Origin of the sequence: Klebsiella sp. LY (assembly GCF_004010915.1) — a bacterium.
Classification (GTDB): domain Bacteria; phylum Pseudomonadota; class Gammaproteobacteria; order Enterobacterales; family Enterobacteriaceae; genus Klebsiella; species Klebsiella quasipneumoniae.
Genome location: NZ_CP022444.1, coordinates 14,787 through 32,558, shown reverse-complemented (window position 1 = coordinate 32,558; position 17,772 = coordinate 14,787). Strand labels below are relative to the sequence as shown.

Sequence of the window (17,772 nt, the reverse complement as noted above, 5' to 3'; positions counted from 1 at the left end):
CACGCCGACGCGCCACCCTTAAGCGCCGGCTCTCCCGGGGACGACCTCAGGGGAAGACGAATTATTGCGGGACGACCCGCTTCGCTGTGAGTTCCGCTTATGTTTGATACCTTACTGATTGCCAACCGCGGGGCGATTGCCTGCCGCATTCTGCGCACCCTGCGCGCCATGCAGGTGAAGGGCGTCGCCGTTTACGCCGAAGCCGACCTGAGCAGTCTGCACGTCCGCGAAGCGGATGAGGCGCTCAGCCTTGGCGAGGGGCCGGCAGCGCAAACCTATCTGGTGGTAGAGAAGATCATTGCCGCCGCGCTGCAGAGCGGCGCCCGCGCTATCCATCCCGGCTACGGCTTTCTGTCGGAAAACGCCGCCTTCGCCGAAGCCTGTGAGGCGGCGGGACTGGCGTTTGTTGGCCCGACTCCGCAACAGCTGCGAACCTTCGGCCTGAAGCATACCGCCCGCGCCCTGGCGAAGGCGGAGGGCGTTCCGCTGCTGGAAGGCAGCGCACTGCTGGCCGACAGTGAGGAAGCCTGCCGGGCGGCTGAGGCGGTGGGCTACCCGGTGATGCTCAAGAGCACGGCGGGCGGCGGAGGGATTGGCATGCGCGTCTGCCGCGACGCCCGCGAACTGAGAGAGGCGTTTGCCACGGTACAGCGGTTGGGGCAAAACAACTTCAGCGACGCCGGGGTGTTTCTCGAAAAATATATCGAACGCGCCCGCCATCTGGAGGTGCAAATCTTCGGCGACGGGAAGGGGGAAGTTATCGCCCTCGGCGTGCGCGACTGCTCGCTGCAGCGACGTAACCAGAAAGTGATTGAAGAGACCCCGGCGCCAAATCTGCCGGACGGGATGGCGCAGGCGCTGTGTAGCGCGGCCATTGCCCTTGGAAAAGCAGTGAACTACCGCAGCGCCGGGACGGTGGAGTTTGTCTACGACAGCGCGGCGCAGCGTTTCTATTTCCTCGAGGTCAATACCCGACTGCAGGTGGAGCACGGCGTGACGGAGCAGGTGTGGGGCGTGGACCTGGTGCACTGGATGATCGCCCTGGCGGCAGGGGATTTACCGCCGCTGAGCGAGCTTGCCGCCGGGCTACAGCCCCGGGGCCATGCTATTCAGGCGCGAATTTACGCCGAAGATCCTGGCCGCCAGTTTCAGCCTTCTCCCGGACTGTTAACCGACGTCTGGTTTCCACCGGCGGACGGCGCCACCCTGCGCATCGATCGCTGGGTGGAGGCCGGGTGTGAGGTGCCGCCGTTTTTCGACCCGCTGTTGGCGAAAGCTATCGTCTGGCGCCCCAGCCGCGATGAGGCGATCGCCGGCCTGGCGCAGGCTCTGGCAGAGACCCGCCTGTACGGCGTCGAAACCAACCGCCAGTACCTGCAGCAGATCCTCAGCTTTGCGCCGTTTACTGCCGGAGAACCCTGGACTCGCTGTCTGGAGCAGTTGCGCTACCGGGCCGATACCGTGGAGGTTCTGAGCGCCGGCACCCAGACCAGCGTCCAGGACTACCCGGGACGTCTGGGGTACTGGGCGGTGGGCGTACCGCCCTCGGGACCGATGGATGACCGGGCGCTGCGCCTGGGCAACCGTCTGCTGGGCAATGCCGAGGGCGACGCTGCGCTGGAGATCACCCTTAGCGGACCCACCCTGAAATTTAATACCGCCGTACAGGCGGTGGTCTGCGGCGCGCCGCTGGCCGTAACGCTCGACGGCGTCGACCAGAAGATGGACTGCGTCTTCCCTGTTCCGGCGGGGGCGACCCTCAGGCTGGGGGCGATAAGCGGGCCAGGGGTCAGAAGCTATCTCTGCCTGCGCGGCGGCATTCAGGTGCCGGATTATTTGGGCAGTAAAAGCACCTTTACCCTCGGTCAGTTTGGCGGCCACGGCGGACGGGCGCTGCGCGCCGGCGACGTGCTGCATCTTGCACCTCCGGCTGAGACCACGGAAAGCGCGGCGCTTCCTGCAGGGTTGCGCACTGAGCTTGCGGCAGTGCGAACGCTGCGGGTGATCTATGGTCCCCACGGCGCGCCGGAGTTCTTTGCCCCGGCGTATATGGCGACCTTTTTTGCCACCGACTGGGAGGTGCATTTTAACTCCAGCCGCACCGGCGTGCGCCTGATCGGGCCCAAGCCGGTCTGGGCCCGCGACAGCGGCGGCGAAGCCGGGCTGCATCCGTCGAATATTCATGACAACCCCTATGCCGTGGGGGCCGTGGATTTTACCGGCGATATGCCGGTGATCCTCGGGCCGGACGGCCCAAGCCTCGGGGGCTTCGTCTGCCCGGTGACGGTGATCGAAGCCGATCTCTGGCAACTGGGCCAGCTTAAGGCGGGGGATAAAGTGCGCTTTGTGGCGGTGGACGTCCCCACCGCCCGGCGACTGGCGGCAGGCCGTCGCGCGGAGCTGGCGACCCTGCAGGCGCAGGACGTTGCCTGGCAGCCTGTGCCGCTTACCTCGCCGGTGGTGATGACCTGCGGCGACGCTGACAAACGCCTGGTGGCGCGCCTCTCCGGCGATACCCATCTGCTGCTGGAGGCCGGTGAGGCGGAGCTGGATCTGGTGCTGCGCTTTCGCATCCATGCCCTGATGCAGGCCCTTGAGGAGCAAGCCCGGGAAGGGATCATTGATATCACGCCGGGGATCCGCTCCCTGCAGCTGCATTACCAGCCGGAAACGCTGGCGCTGGAGACCCTGCTGGCGTGGGTCCGCGAGGAGTGGGCCACGGTCTGCATGAGCGACGATCTGCAGGTGCCTACACGGGTGGTGCATCTCCCGCTCTCCTGGGACGATCCCGCCTGCCGCAAGGCGATCGACAAATATATGACCACCGTCCGCCCGGACGCCCCCTGGTGCCCAAGCAACCTCGAGTTTATTCGCCGGATAAACGATCTCCCGGATGAGCAGGCGGTGTGGCAAACGGTGTTTGACGCCAGCTATCTGGTGATGGGGCTCGGCGATGTCTATCTCGGCGCACCGGTGGCTACCCCCCTTGATCCGCGCCATCGGCTGGTCACCACCAAATACAACCCGGCGCGAACCTGGACGGCGGAAAACTCGGTGGGCATCGGCGGGGCGTATCTGTGCGTCTACGGCATGGAGGGCCCGGGCGGCTATCAGTTTGTCGGTCGCACCCTGCAGATGTGGAGCCGCTATCACGAGGTGGCTGATTTTGCTGGCAAGCCCTGGCTGCTGCGCTTTTTCGACCAGCTGCGTTTCTATCCGGTCTCGGCGGAGGAACTGCTGGAGATTCGCCGCGATTTCCCGCTCGGACGCTACCCGCTGCGCATCGAGCACAGCACGCTGCGGCTGGCGGAGTACCAGCAGTTTCTCTCTCGCGAGGCGCAGAGCATTGGCGCATTTCGCGACCATCAGCAGCGGGCGTTTAACGCCGAGCGCGAGCGCTGGATCGCCAGCGGCCAGGCCCATTTCGACAGTCAGGAGAGCGTGACAGAAGAGGCGGGCGATGCGCCGCTGCAGCCGGGGGAGCAGGGGGTGGAAAGCCCGGTATCCGGCAATCTGTGGCAGGTGCAGACCGCGGTGGGCCGCCAGGTACGTGCCGGCGATGTGCTGGTGGTGCTTGAGTCGATGAAAATGGAGATCCCGCTGTTGGCGCCATGCGATGGCAGGGTTCAGCAGGTCAATGTGCAGCCAGGCAGCGCGGTGCGTGCCGGGCAGCGGGTGGCAGTGATTATTGAGGAGAAGGCATGATGCAGCAGACGTTTGATTTACGCCTGGCGACCCTGGCGGCGAACTATCGTAACGGCAACACCACCCCGCGCGCCCTGCTGGCGGCGATCCGCCAGCGGGCGGAAGCGCTGAATCCCGAGTTTAATCTGTTTATTCATCTCCTGAGCGAAGCAGAGCAGGCGCCGTTTCTGGCGGCGCTGGAAGGCCATTCGCCAGAGACGCTCCCGCTGTACGGGGTGCCGTTCGCGATCAAAGATAATATTGACCTTGCGGAGATCGTCACCACCGCTGCCTGTCCGGCGTTTGCTTACCGGCCGACGCAAAGCGCGACCATTGTCGCTCAGCTGATTGCCCTGGGGGCGGTGCCGGTGGGCAAAACCAATCTCGACCAGTTTGCCACCGGCCTGAACGGGACCCGTTCGCCGTATGGCCGCTGCCGCAACGCGTACCATCCCGCTTATCCCTCCGGCGGCTCCAGCGCCGGCTCCGCGCTGGCGGTAGCGCTGGGCGTGGCAAGCTTCGCGCTGGGGACCGACACCGCCGGCAGCGGTCGCGTCCCGGCCGGGCTGAATAACCTGGTGGGGCTGAAAGCGACGAAAGGGGTGATCTCTACCGCTGGAGTGGTACCTGCCTGCCGGACGCTGGACTGCGTGACCTTTTTCAGCGCCACCGCCGACGAGGCCAGCCAGCTGCTGGCCCTGGTTGCCCGATCCGTTCAGCAGGATAGCTACAGCCGCCGCAATCCCCAGTGGAACAGCCGTCAGGCCTTCGGCAGGCCGTCCGTCGGGTTTCGCTTTGGCGTCCCACGGGAGCTTAACTTCCTCGGCTGCCGCGTCAGCGAAGCGCTGTTCGCCCAGGCCGTGCAGCGGCTGACGGCGCTCGGCGGTGTGCCGGTAGCGATCGATTTCGCGCCTTTTCTGGCCGCCGCCCGCCTGCTATATGACGGACCATGGGTTGCTGAACGCTATGCGGTGGCAGGGCCGCTGATTGAGCAGCAGCCGGATGCCGTGCTGCCGGTCATTCGCGATGTGCTGGCGAAAGCGCCTGATATCGACGCGACGGCGACCTTTAAGGCGATGTATCAGCTGCAGGGGTATAAAGCGCAGTGCGATGCCATCCTCGAGACGCTGGACTGCGTGCTGACGCCAACCGTTCCGCGCCCGGTAACGCTCGACGAGCTGGCGGTGGAGCCCATCGCCCGCAATGCCGACCTGGGCTACTACACCAACTTTATGAACCTGCTGGACTATGCGGCGGTGAGCGTGCCGTGCGGGTTTATGCCCGACGGGCTGCCCTCCGGCGTCACGCTGTTTGGCCGGGCCTTTACCGATCAGTATTTGCTGAGCATGGCCGACGCCTTCCAGCGCGCGGAGCGGCTACCGCTGGCAGGCGGCGCGCGGCTGGAAAGCCCGCCGCCTGCGCATCCCGCGGGTCATGATCGGATGGCTCTCGCGGTATGCGGCGCACATCTGTCCGGCCAGCCGCTGAACGGTCAATTGCTGGCGCGGGGCGGCAGGCTGCTGCAGGCGACCCACAGCGCGCCGCGCTATCGGTTGTATGTCCTTCCGGATGGCAAGCGCCCGGCGATGGTGCGTGACGAGCCAGAGGGGGACGCGATAGCCGTGGAAGTCTGGGAGATCCCCAGCGCCGAGGTGGGGTCGCTGCTGGCCGCCATCCCCGCGCCGCTGGGGCTGGGACAGATTGAGCTGGCCGACGGCCGCTGGGTGACAGGCTTTATTTGCGAAGCCGGAGGGCTGGGCGCGGCCACAGAGATCACCGCCTGGGGCGGCTGGCGTCAGTGGCTGGCCAGGTAAACCGGAAACCCTCTGCGGTAGCGCCGCAGAGGGAACTTCCGCACCATCCGGACGCCAGGCGACGGCTCGGGAAGAAAAGCTGGCGTCATCCTCGCTGTGGCAGGACGAGTTGAAGCGATAAGCAGGGGTTGCTGATGGCGCAGATCGTTGATAGCGCAGGGAAGCGCAAGTCTCGATAGGTTCCTGCTGAATGTAGGGACCAATGAATTAATCTTCGGCCAGATAATGCCCCTGCGGACTTTATTCGCACAGTAAGAAGGTTCAAATCTCTCGAGTTAATAAAGAATAACAAATACCAAATTGATATTAACGTTTATCAAGAAAACCATTAACATCACCATTATGGGGGATTTATGAATTTAATTGATAACGTTACGAATGAAGAGCTACAGAATATTCGTTTTGTTTTAACAGATATGGATGAAACGCTGACTTATAAGGGCAGACTGCAGGCCAGAACCTATCAGAGTCTGGAAATGCTACAACATGCGGGCATTAAGGTGATTCCGGTAACGGCGGCCTCTGCCGGCTGGGCCGATCAGATGGCGAGAATGTGGCCAGTTGATGGGGTCATCGCTGAAAATGGAGGATTATTTCTTACCAGAAATAACATCGAACATGGCATTAACAGGTACTTCTGGCATGAAGACAAATATCTTCTCAATCGAGAAAAAATCAGCCACATCCTTCTCAAGATTCGCCAGAAATACCCCTGGGTTGAAGTGTCTGACGATCAGGATTTTCGCCTGACGAGTATTGCTTTCAAACTTCCCAAAAATCATGAGCAGACCAGACAGCTCATTGACGAATTAGCGGAAAATAAATGCTGCTATACCATTAATAATCTATGGGTACTGGGGTGGTTAGGGGAGTATGACAAACTCGTCATGAGCAGAAAGGTGTTAAAGCATTTTTACGCACTGGAAGAATCAGATGAACAGGCATCGGTTTTCTACAGTGGTGATTCGCTCAATGACGCCCCCATGTTCAGCTACTACAGCAAAACGTTGGGAATGAACACGATCAACGACATAGCGCAAGTTATACCATCATTGCCGCGCTGGATAAGTCAATTTCCAGGTGGTGAAGGGTTTGTTGATGGCGCGAACAGAATTTTAAATGCCAAAAGGGCAAGCATCAGTTAAGTTGCCTTCTCCGCTCTGGCAGATGGCAACCGGATCCATTGGTAGCAACAGGTCCGGTTGTTGTATGCGTTGGATAGAGAGCCTCATAGGGGACTTGCCGTTATCCAGGCGGAACGCCATCCACGTTGAATGGCTCATCATTCTTGTTGCAAAAATGTGAACGCTTCAGTAGCCTTGTCTCTTTCGGAGACAGGAAATGCTCGTCACGGATTCACTTCTTGCTTACACCCTCGCTGCCACACTGCTTACCCTGACGCCAGGTCTGGATACTGCTCTTATCCTGCGCACGGCGACCGCGGAAGGGGGACGCAAAGCCTTGCATGCCGCGTTAGGCATTGATCTCGGATGCTTTATCTGGGGCGCCGTGGTGGCCTTTGGCTTAGGGACGCTACTGGCGGTTTCTGAACTGGCTTACACCTTGTTGAAATGGTGCGGCGCGGGCTACCTTTGTTGGCTGGGCATCCAATTGCTTCTGCACCCGCGCCAGCAATTTAACACCACCCTGGCAGAATCCACTACCACCAGTAACTGGTTTCTGCGTGGGATGCTGGGGAATGTGCTTAATCCCAAAATGGGCGTTTTCTACGTTTCGTTTTTACCTCAGTTTATCCCCGCCGGACATTCACCTGTCAGCTGGACCTTTCTGCTGGTCACTATCCATGTATTGATTGGGACGCTGTGGTCGTTAACGCTGATTACCGCCACTCGCTATGCCGCGGGCATCCTGAAAAAACCGGCCGTAGTGAAATGGATGGACCGGACGACCGGCTGCCTGTTTCTGATATTCGCCGCGAAGCTGGCAATGAGCCGCCGGTAATCTCCGGTTTCGTCCTCCTGGGGGACAATGCCCGCTTTCATCAGGTGTCGCCTTGCCGGACTACAGACTTTCCTGCCGTACCAGGGCAAATTTCCTGCACTTTGACGCTTAGTCGTGGAGGTATGGAAAGATGGGATTATTAAATTTTATGAAAGAAGCGGGCGAAAAAATATGGGATGCCGTCTCCGGCGACAGTAAAGAAGATCGGGCCGATAAGCTGAAAAAACATATCGATGGACTTAATCTGCCTGGCGCCGAAAAGGTCAATATTGCTGTTGCTGAAGATGGCACCGCAACGGTCACTGGTGATGTCGCTTCGCAGGAGGATAAGGAAAAAATTCTGGTTGCGGTAGGTAATGTCACTGGCATAGGCCAGGTCAGTGACGGCGTTAAGGTGACGCATAGCGGGGCGGAAAGTCGTTTTTACACGGTCAAATCCGGTGACACCCTGAGCGCTATCTCAAAAGCGATGTATGGCTCGGCCAATGATTATCAACGTATTTTTGAAGCCAATAAACCGATGCTGACCCCTCCCGACAAAATCTATCCGGTTCAGGTGCTGATTATCCCGGCGAAGTAAGTAGACAGTTCATTCCTCTCAACAGCAACATCAGCGATGACAGGAATACGACATTTATACGGCCATCGGGAGCAGTCACAGACATCAGCTGCTCTCTCAACGGCAAAAGAGCCAGCAGGCGGGCTCTTTTGCCGGGGTCAGGCGCTTACTGTGCGTCAGCCAGTGCCAGTCGGGCCTCTTCCTGCTCGGTGATTTTACGCTGTTGCTCAAGTTCCAGCGCACCGCGATGAGAGAGGTAGCAGAAGAGTATGCAGCAGACGATCCCGCCCATCAGCAGATAGAACCCGCCGTGCCAGCCCATTTTATCGACCATTACGCCGAACAGGCTGGTGCCTAACGATGCGCCAAAGATATAGCTCATAAATCCGCGCAGACCCACGGCTGAACCGACGGCAAAGCTGGGGACGATTTCCATGGTCTGGACCGAGGCCAGAAACTGCGGGACGTAAATAAGACAGCCCACAATCGCCGCGAATACCGTGACCATCAGCAGAGATTCGCTTTTCCAGTAGCCGATCAGACAGATGAAGATTAGCGTCATACAGATTATGGCTAACGGCATCCGGCGCCCTTTAAACAGCTTGTCGGAGAGCCAGCCGGCCAGCAGAGTAGACGGAATCGCCGCCCACTCAAAAAACAGGAATGCGACGCTCATTTGTTCTTTGGAAAAATGTTTCACCGTCAGCAGGTAAATTGGCAGCCAGCTGATCATGCCGAAACGCACCATATAGACAAACACATCCACAAAGGAGACATACCAGGCGTTTTTGTTACGCAGTACGTAGGTACAAAAGATCTGAAATGCGCTCATGTTCTCCGGCGCTTTCTGGCCGTGTTTGGTCTTCAGCACCACTTTCTCTTCCGGCATCATTTCTGCCAGCGAAGGCAGACCTTCCTCGCGCGGCGAACCCTTACCCAGCACCAGTACGCTAATGGCGAATACCACCGCCACGCAGGCCGGTACAATGTAGCTGGCGCTCTGCCAGTGCTCGGTGCCGAGAATAGCGAATGCGGCGCCGACGATCGGGGCGACAATTCCGCCGCCGACGTTATGGGAAATGTTCCAGAACGCCCCTACGCGGCCACGCTCACGGCGCGGGAACCAGTTCGCAATAGTAATAAAAGAGGGGCCGACCCCCATACCCTGAAACAGGCCGTTCAGGACAACCAGCGCAGCGAAGACCCAGAATGCGGTACTGAATCCTAACCCGACGTTGACGATGGCGCACAGCACCAGACCAAAGGCCATAAAGACTTTCGGGCTGGCTTTATCCGCGAGGCTGCTCATCACGCCTTTACTGATCCCGTACGCGATGAGCATACAGCTACTGAGCAAACCGATCTGCGTGGCGCTAAGGTCTAACTGTTCTTTCAGATAGGGCGTGGATAAGGTGAAGTTATTGCGCACGATATAGTACGCCAGGTATCCCAGAAATACGCTTAGCAGCGCCTGCATACGGTATCGACCATAGGTTGCCTGAATTTTCTCAGCTGGAACTTTATTCGCCGACGGGCCTTTTTTTAATAATGATAACATGTCTTCACCTGTATTTATATTGATATGAACATCACGGGTAATTGCCCCGAAGGGTGAAATAAGCGCCTAAAAAATTCAAATCGTCGAAATGAGTCAAAATTGACTCAAAATAATAAAAGGGAGGGGTATTTTTGACCCATAGAGCATGAGTGAGATTCTACGCCATTAATTTTGCGCTAATTTCATGTCCGGCTTGTGCGAACACTAACAAATTCCCCAGTCATTATCTGGTAATCTTTCCCGATATTTCCGGACGCCGGCTTGACTATTTACCCACTCGCGGCGATTAATTCACTGGATGTCATAAACGGGTAAGTTTTGTCTCAACGCGATTTTTACGGTATTTCAATATTTATGAACGGGATCACAAACATATTTCTTCGTGGGGTAGGGATAGTGGGCAAAATGCTCGCGCTGCTGCTGACCGCATGGCTGGGACCCTGTGCGGCGCAAGGCAATGAGCTGGTGATGGCGACGACATTTTCTCCCAGCGCCACCGTGTGGATTATCGATCGCTGGCAGAAAGAACCGGGGTCGGTGATGATAAGGACGCTCAACCGCACCAGCGCCTCGCTGGAACAGCTGCTTGATACGGCAAATGCCGAAAATGTCGATCTCATCCTGACCTCATCGCCGATGCTGCTGCAGCATCTTCAGGAGCATCAAAAACTGGCGCCGTTCAGCGGTGCGCCGGCAGCCAGCCAACATCTGGTGCCGGAATCCATTCGCTCCACCTCCGTGGCCGTGGCGATTTCCGGGTTCGGTTTGCTGATGAATCGCTCGGCACTGATGACCCGGCATCTGCCTGCGCCAACGGACTGGGATGACCTGACCGATCCCCGTTATCAGGGGGCGCTGCTGATGAGCAGTCCGTCGCGTTCGGATACCAACCATCTGATGGTTGAGTCGCTGCTGCAACAAAAAGGCTGGATTAAGGGATGGGAAACGCTGTTGACGACAGCAGGAAACCTCGTGACCATTTCATCCCGCAGCTTTGGGGTGGCAGATAAGATTAAAAGCGGTCTGGGCGTGGCTGGTCCGGTGATTGATAATTACGCCAATCTGCTGCTGAACGATCCGCACCTGGCTTTTACCTATTTCCCGCAGTCGGCAGTTTCGCCGACCTATGTCGCAGTGCTTAAAAACAGCCAGCACGCCAGCGAAGCGCGGCGGTTTATTCGCTATCTGTTAAGTCCGGAGGGCCAGGCGATCCTCGCCGACGCTAATACCGGGAAGTACCCGGTAACACCGCTGGCGCCAGGCAATCCACGGGCGGCGCAGCAGGCGATGCTGATGAATCAACCGCCAACAAACTATCGACTGATCCTCAAACGTCAGCGTTTGGTTCAGCGGATGTTTGATACGGCCATTAGCTTTCGTCTTGCCCAGCTAAAAGATGCCTGGCGAGCGCTGCATAGCGCGGAGGTCCGTCTCAAGCGTCCGCTGCCCGAGATACGCGCACTGCTCACCCGTGTCCCGGTGGATCCGGCCAGCAGCGAGGATGAAGCCTGGCTGGCTCAGTTCGACAACAAGAGTTTTGCGGAACAGCAGATGATGGAGTGGCAGCTCTGGTTTCTCAATAATCAGCGGCAGGCGATTACTAAACTGGAAGAACTGAAATGATGGGCAGGTCCATGCTGCAACGTCTGCGGCAAATCAGTATCAGTAGCAGCCTACGCGGGGCTTTTCTGATGGGGGCGCTGCTGACGCTGATTGTCAGCAGCGTCAGCCTCTATTCCTGGCATGAACAAAGTTCGCAGATCCGCTATTCGCTGGATGAGTATTTTCCGCGCATCCACTCGGCTTTTCTGATTGAAGGTAATCTTAATCTGGTGGTCGATCAGCTCAATGAATTTCTGCTGGCGCCGAATACCACGGTACGACTGCAGCTGCGCAACCAGATTATCCAGCATCTGGACAAAATAGAACGGCTAAGTCAGGGGTTGTCGCCAACAGAACGCCAGCAGCTGGGGGTAATATTGCAGGACAGCCGCGCGCTGCTGGCGGAACTGGATCGCGTGCTCTACAACATGTTTCTGGTTCGTGAAAAGGTGGGGGAGCTTTCGGCGCGGATCGACTGGTTGCACGACGATTTCACTACCGAGCTGAATTCGCTGGTGCAGGATTTTACCTGGCAACAGGGAACGCTGCTCGATCAGATCGAAGCCCGACAGGGAGATACGGCGCAGTATCTGAAACGTGCCCGGGACGTGCAGAATGAACAGCAGCAGGTCTATACCCTGGCTCGTATTGAAAATCAGATCGTTGACGACCTGCGCGACAGGCTCAATGAACTGAAATCCGGGAATGATGACGGCATGCTGGTGGAGACGCATATCCGCTATCTTGAAAACCTGAAAAAAACGGCGGATGAAAATATACGTGCGCTGGATGACTGGCCGAGCACCATTACCCTGCGACAAACGATTGATGAGCTGCTGGAAATTGGCATGATGAAAAATAAGATGCCGGACACCATGCGCGACTATGTTAGCGCCCAAAAAGCGCTCGTGGAAGCCAGCCGGTCCAGAGAAGCGACGCTGGGGCGCTTCAGAACGCTGCTGGAAGCCCAGCTTGGCAGCAGTCACCAGCAGATGCAGATGTTTAATCAGCGTATGGCGCAGATTGTCCGGGTCAGCGGCGGGTTAATCCTGGTGGCGACATTGCTGGCGCTGTTGCTGGCATGGGGGTTGAACCATTATTTTATTCGCTCGCGGCTGGTGAAACGCTTTACTGCGCTGAATCAGGCGGTGGTGCAGATTGGTTTAGGCCAGATCGGGGCGACCATTCCGGTTTACGGGCGCGACGAGCTGGGACGTATTGCCGGTTTGCTTCGTCATACTCTGGGTCAGCTTAATGCGCAAAAACAGCAGCTGGAACAGGAGATTGGCGAGCGAAAAGCGATTGAGGCCGATCTGCGCGCCACGCAGGACGAGCTGATCCAGACCGCTAAACTGGCGGTGGTTGGGCAGACGATGACCACCCTGGCGCATGAGATCAATCAGCCGTTGAATGCGCTTTCGATGTATCTTTTTACCGCAGGAAGGGCAATCGAGCAGGGCCAGACGGAGCAGGCACGGACAACGTTAAGCAAAGCGGAAGGGCTGATCAACCGCATTGACGCGATTATCCGCTCCCTGCGCCAGTTTACCCGCCGAGCAGAACTGGAAACGCCGCTGCACCCGGTCGATTTGCGCCAGACATTTACCGTGGCATGGGAACTGCTGGCGATGCGTCATAAGCCTCAGCAGGGGACGCTGGTGATACCGGATGACACCGTCTGGATCCAAGGGGACGAAGTGCGTGTCCATCAGGTGCTCGTGAACGTGCTGTCCAATGCCCTCGACGCCTGCCCGCACGCCGCGCAAATCACCGTGAGCTGGCAAATCCAGGGCAACAGGCTATGTGTGTTGATTGCCGATAACGGCCCCGGCTGGCCTGCGGCCTTACTCCCTTCACTGTTAAAGCCGTTCACTACCAGTAAAACCGTGGGGCTGGGAATAGGGCTTTCGATATGTGTTTCGTTGATGACGCAAATGGAAGGGGCGTTGCGCCTGGCGTCGACGTGTATGCGCAGTGCCTGCGTGGTGCTGGAATTCAATGTGACGGATGTAAAAGATGTTGAGTGATAACTGTTCGATTCTGCTGATTGACGATGATGCCGATGTGCTGGATGCCTATACGCAGCTGCTTGAGCAAGCGGGGTACCACGTCAGTGCCTGTAATAATCCGTTTGATGCGCGGGAGCGGGTGCCGAAGGACTGGCCCGGCATTGTTTTAAGCGATGTCTGCATGCCCGGCTGCTCCGGTATCGATTTAATGACGTTGTTTCATCAGGATGACGATCTGCTACCGATTCTGCTTATCACCGGTCACGGCGATGTGCCGATGGCGGTGGAGGCGGTGAAAAAAGGAGCCTGGGATTTCCTGCAAAAGCCGATTGATCCGGGCAAGCTGCTCACGCTGGTAGACGCCGCGCTGCGTCAGAGGCAATCGGTGATCGCCCGTCGCCAGTATTGTCAGCATAAATTACAGGTTGAGCTTATTGGCCGCAGCCAGTGGACGGTTCGGTATCGCCAGCGCCTTCAGCAGCTGGCAGAAACGGATATTGCGGTATGGCTTTACGGCGAGCCGGGAACCGGCCGCATGACCGGCGCACGTTACCTGCACCAGTTAGGACGGCACGCTGAAGGTCCGTTTATCGCCTGCGAGCTCAATCCGGCTAACGCACACACGCTTAATGAACTGATCGCCAAGGCCCAGGGCGGGACGCTGGTCTTAAGCCACCTGGAGCATCTGACTCACGAGCAACAGCATCAGCTGGTACAGCTGCAGAGTCATGAGAAGCGGCCTTTTCGCCTGATTGGTATCGGTAGCGCTTCGCTGGTGGAGTTGGCCGCCAGCAGCCAGATAGTGGCGGAACTCTATTACTGCTTCGCGCTGACGCAAATTGGCTGCCAGTCTCTGTCAAAGCGACCTGATGATATCGAGCCGCTGTTTCATCACTATTTGCAAAAAACCTGTCAACGGCTGAATCATCCTGTCCCGGAGGTGGATGCTGGTCTGTTGAAGGGGATGATGCGCCGGGTGTGGCCAAATAACGTTCGCGAACTGGCGAACGCCGCCGAGCTGTTTGCAGTAGGTGTATTACCACTCGCAGAAACGGTTAATCCGCTGATGCACATCGGCGAGCCGACGCCGCTGGACCAGCGGGTTGAGGACGTCGAGCGGCAGATCATCACCGAAGCGCTGAATATCCACCAGGGACGTATTAATGAGGTGGCGGAGTATCTGCTGATACCGCGTAAAAAACTTTATCTCAGAATGAAGAAGTATGGTCTGAATAAAGAGCACTACAAAGGGGTTTAGGCATGGCGCCAGACGATGGTTGATAATATCCTGAATGGTTCCTGTGCCGGAAAATAACGATATTTTTACGCTAAAGGGGCAGGGAAGGGTGAACCCTTATGAATACCTGAAAAAAGAGGCCACCATTTTTTAAATGGATTTTTTATATAGATTTGCAAAGGTGAAGAGGTAAAAACTTAAGCGCCTGTTATTTTTTTATTTTATAGAAGGAATTCTGAGTGAAGCGCATTAACGAACGTGCCTGGGAAGTGTTTGGTATCTATGGAAGGGTTTGTGAAAGCTGCTCCGGGGCGATCGCATTAAGCCTGTTGCAGGCGCTGGCGATGTTTGGTTGCCTTGAGAAAAGAGAGGCTGGCGGGTTAACGCTGTATTGCATTCTGACTTTTATCGCCGTTGTGGCGACGATCGGTTTTTTTGCCTCTCTGATAAGTATAGGAAGAACTATTCATATACAAAGTGAAGGTCATAAGGTAGCTGAATTCCTGATTTCCTGCGTTTTTTATCCGGTCGTTATCGGTATCCTGCTTTCGGCGCTTGCGACGCTTCAATCAATATAAGGTGACATCAGGCGTAAGGACCCCGGAGCGATCTCCACGCCATCATTTTAAAGTGGCATGAATAGGTGAAGGTCGATTCCGATTTAACGAAACGAAGCTGCATCAGGCGGCTCGTCGCATCGTCGACATAGACCAGTGAGGTACAGGCGGGTGCACGGTTCTCGAACCAGTGGTGGTCGCAACCATCAATGTGGATCAGTTCTCCGCAGCAGGCCCGAAGATAACGTGACTGCTGAATTTTCGGCGCACGTTGTTTGCGGGGGATCCAGAGACCGGCTTTGGCCATGAGTGAACGGACAGTCTCTTTGGACAGATGAACATCATGCAGTTCTGCGAGTTTCTCACACGCCAGCGTAGACTAAAGTCGGTATAGCGCTCGCGGATAATATTGAGCGCGTACTGTGCAAGGTCATCTGGCAGCTGGTTATTGCTGAGATTTCAACAATGTTGGTTAGCGATATCTGGCGAGCCTGATTCACGGCAGTGCATCAGAAGGCGTCGGTACTGGCGATCAGATATACTCAGGCGCTGCGCGGCCATCTGAGTGGTCAGACGCCGGTCGACAACGTCCTGAATGATTTTGAGTCGGTTAACTTCATCCAAAGTGAAAACGTCCGCTGCATGAGCCGTTATCAGAATCCCTCGATGGTGAATCTACGCGTCACTTATCCAAGAGCTGGCCTTACAACTTAGCCACCACAATCTAAGTGCGCATAATGTCAACGCGTTATGTTGAAAAGGCCGCTGCGAAAATCTCTCCCGCAGCGGCCTCTTTAGCATAACGTCATTATGCGCATCAGCTTGCGTCTTGCAGCCTTTTCCTGACCATTTCGAATGCTCGCTGCAACGTTCCTTTATCGGATATGAGCATGATTTCATTTGCCAACATTTTCAAAACGTCATCGTTTAATTCTTTTGCCAGAAGTAGGGCGCTCATTCCTAATGTGAATCGTGGTGATATGGGAACAGGCATGCTGTCATCTTCGAAGATGGCTTTTAATTCCTTCTGAACAGATTTTTGCATGCTTGAAAAATCCTTTTCAATGAACAGGTTACGACATGTATTTATCAGCATGTCTTTACGCTCTACGTTCAGCATGCTGTCAACCATCATGTCGATCATTGATGAATCGCTCATTGTTAATCCTTTGTTAATTATTCAGTGACTTTTCGTCTATCCAACTAATTAATACTTCAACCATCAAGCCTGCTCGATTGTTCACATTTTCGCCGCGAAGCGGTTCGGGGTTCTGTGACACCCGAACTTTACCGTGGTTTCCCACGGTTTTTGCACTGCGTAGTGCTTCATTTTTTCCCCACGCCAGTAGACGTTTTTGTTGATGATTTCAGGTCTCTGACAGCCTCTTTTAGATACTCATCCATGAGATAGAACGCCATGTCAGTCCATTTCACCATGCGTCCGGTGGCATAACTGACTTCAATAGCGGCTTTCTCCAGCTCCATTTTACGTTCTTCCGGTACTCGCAGGGACGTGTATTTTTTCTCAGCCATAAATCTAGTCTTTGTGTGTTTTGGGTTCATGCATGTTAGTTACATTGCATAAAAATAGCGATGCGCTCTTGTATGCATGTGCGCGTTTGTTGTATAAGGTATCCAAATATTCTTGCATACATGGATGCTATGTTTTTCGATTGGTTGAGTATTGAGCAGGATTTTGGCTATCAGTTGCCCATCATCTCTGACGTAGCTTATCAGCGCATTCACCTTGAAAGCGGGGAGGCTAGCGCTTTATCTCAACCAACCTTCCAGCATCGTGGATCTTTCTGTGATGTTGTCTCGATCTCGATCCGTGGTTCAGTGTTAAAAATGACTGGAAATCCGTCCCGCTGGGGACGTCTTGATAATCTCTTTGGGCTTCCAACTGTAGATGCTTGTGTCATGGTATTTAATCAGATTCTAACTGAACTGAAATTACCTTTGTTTACCAAGTGTACAAAGTTAATGCCCGGGCAATCGAAAGAGAATGAAAAAGCTCATTTAATTACTGATGGTGCTTTAATTAAAGAACTGCATATAACATCAAACAAATCAGTAGGGAAGGGAAATGAGGATGATTATATTTCAGGACTTTCTACTCAACCTTACAGGAATAGTATTCCACGGTTGCATTCCAATGGAAAATCAGTTGACTGGCTTTCAAAAAAAGGCAATGTCAACCTTATATACCCAACAGTATATAACAAGGCTCATGAGCTTGAGTTACATAGCCTTGTGAAAATTAAAAATAAATTCTCCGAAAATTCAAGGGAATTTAATTACATAAGCGATGTTATAAAATATTGCAAAGAGAATGGTATTGTTCGGTTTGAACAAAAATTGAAGTCTCGATTTCTTCAAAAGCAATCCCTGTGCTATTGGGGACTTTCTGATTATTCTTTGTTAAATAAGTTACATTCTGATTTTCTTGAGCTTGATGAAAAGTTATCGGTGAATGCTATGGACTTTGAAACTATTAGTGAACATCTTGTTAGTCGTGGTGTTGTTGACACTACTCGTGCAGCCAATACTACAGCCATGTATGCTATTCAATGGTTTCACGGTCATGTTTTTGATTTAAATAAAAAGCAAGTCCAAACACATCGAGCAAGGTTAAGAAAGATTGGTATTGATATTGCACAGAAATGTAATATCTCTAAGTTTTCGCCTGTTGTTGTCAAGCAGACAAGAGAAATCAAAGTATCTGACTGCGTTATTCCATCATGGTATTTAAAACCATCACATCTGCGTGTGGCTTAATTTAAAAGGTGT

13 protein-coding genes and 2 pseudogenes are annotated in these 17,772 nt (G+C 55.2%); 11 read left to right on the top strand and 4 right to left on the bottom strand.

The window, feature by feature from the left end:
* The first annotated feature begins 99 nt into the window (after window positions 1–99).
* The 5 genes from uca to lysM all read left to right on the top strand — a co-directional run bounded on the left by uca (window position 100) and on the right by lysM (window position 8,040).
* Complete coding sequence (uca, locus tag CE636_RS02875; protein ID WP_017900293.1) at window positions 100–3,705, top strand: urea carboxylase; 3,606 nt, start codon at window positions 100–102, stop codon at window positions 3,703–3,705.
* Complete coding sequence (gene atzF, locus CE636_RS02870; protein ID WP_017900294.1) at window positions 3,702–5,498, top strand: allophanate hydrolase; 1,797 nt, start codon at window positions 3,702–3,704, stop codon at window positions 5,496–5,498. Before uca ends, atzF begins: the two co-directional genes overlap by 4 nt.
* A gap of 353 nt (window positions 5,499–5,851) precedes the next feature.
* Entirely contained in the window at window positions 5,852–6,643 is a 792-nt protein-coding gene (locus tag CE636_RS02865) for an HAD-IIB family hydrolase (protein WP_017900295.1), read from the top strand.
* Between the two features lie 196 nt (window positions 6,644–6,839).
* On the top strand, window positions 6,840–7,460 hold the full coding sequence (locus CE636_RS02860) for a LysE family translocator (protein WP_017900296.1): 621 nt from the start codon (window positions 6,840–6,842) through the stop codon (window positions 7,458–7,460).
* A 130-nt stretch (window positions 7,461–7,590) separates the two neighbouring features.
* Window positions 7,591–8,040: a peptidoglycan-binding protein LysM gene (lysM, locus tag CE636_RS02855; protein WP_017900297.1), complete on the top strand. Its 450-nt coding sequence runs from the start codon at window positions 7,591–7,593 to the stop codon at window positions 8,038–8,040.
* Window positions 8,041–8,185: 145 nt separating this feature from the next.
* On the opposite strand, the gene pgtP is transcribed toward lysM, so the two are convergent.
* On the bottom strand, window positions 8,186–9,577 hold the full coding sequence (pgtP, locus tag CE636_RS02850; RefSeq protein ID WP_017900298.1) for a phosphoglycerate transporter PgtP: 1,392 nt from the start codon (window positions 9,575–9,577) through the stop codon (window positions 8,186–8,188).
* Between the two features lie 405 nt (window positions 9,578–9,982).
* Between pgtP and pgtC the strand changes: the two genes are divergently transcribed.
* The 4 genes from pgtC (at window position 9,983) to CE636_RS02830 (ending at window position 15,003) form a co-directional block, all read left to right on the top strand.
* Window positions 9,983–11,200 (top strand): phosphoglycerate transport regulator PgtC, encoded by a 1,218-nt coding sequence (gene pgtC / locus CE636_RS02845; protein WP_025999246.1) that lies wholly within the window; start codon window positions 9,983–9,985, stop codon window positions 11,198–11,200.
* A gap of 11 nt (window positions 11,201–11,211) precedes the next feature.
* On the top strand, window positions 11,212–13,206 hold the full coding sequence (gene pgtB / locus CE636_RS02840; protein ID WP_025999247.1) for a two-component system sensor histidine kinase PgtB: 1,995 nt from the start codon (window positions 11,212–11,214) through the stop codon (window positions 13,204–13,206).
* Entirely contained in the window at window positions 13,196–14,446 is a 1,251-nt protein-coding gene (pgtA, locus tag CE636_RS02835; protein WP_017900302.1) for a two-component system response regulator PgtA, read from the top strand. The genes pgtB and pgtA overlap by 11 nt, the downstream gene beginning before the upstream one ends.
* Window positions 14,447–14,664: 218 nt before the next feature.
* A complete protein-coding gene (locus tag CE636_RS02830) occupies window positions 14,665–15,003 on the top strand; it encodes a hypothetical protein (protein WP_017900301.1) in 339 nt (112 codons plus the stop codon).
* 61 nt (window positions 15,004–15,064) lie between these two features.
* Here CE636_RS02830 and CE636_RS29355 read toward each other — a convergent pair.
* Window positions 15,065–15,555 (bottom strand): annotated as a pseudogene (locus CE636_RS29355) (ISNCY family transposase); the annotation flags it as partial.
* Between CE636_RS29355 and CE636_RS28480 the strand changes: the two are divergent.
* Window positions 15,508–15,615 (top strand): annotated as a pseudogene (locus tag CE636_RS28480) (hypothetical protein); the annotation flags it as partial. The pseudogenes CE636_RS29355 and CE636_RS28480 sit on opposite strands and share 48 nt — an antisense overlap.
* 184 nt (window positions 15,616–15,799) lie before the next feature.
* Here the strand turns inward: CE636_RS28480 and CE636_RS02820 are convergent.
* Window positions 15,800–16,141 carry a hypothetical protein gene (locus tag CE636_RS02820; protein ID WP_017898683.1) on the bottom strand — a complete coding sequence of 114 codons (342 nt, stop codon included), beginning with the start codon at window positions 16,139–16,141 and terminating at the stop codon, window positions 15,800–15,802.
* Between the two features lie 167 nt (window positions 16,142–16,308).
* Window positions 16,309–16,515, bottom strand: a complete 207-nt coding sequence (locus tag CE636_RS02815) for a hypothetical protein (RefSeq protein WP_017898684.1) — start codon at window positions 16,513–16,515, stop codon at window positions 16,309–16,311.
* Window positions 16,516–16,644: 129 nt separating this feature from the next.
* Here CE636_RS02815 and CE636_RS02810 point away from each other — a divergent pair, with 129 nt between their 5' ends.
* Window positions 16,645–17,760, top strand: a complete 1,116-nt coding sequence (locus CE636_RS02810; protein ID WP_071600371.1) for a phage/plasmid replication domain-containing protein — start codon at window positions 16,645–16,647, stop codon at window positions 17,758–17,760.
* The last annotated feature ends 12 nt before the right edge of the window (window positions 17,761–17,772 follow it).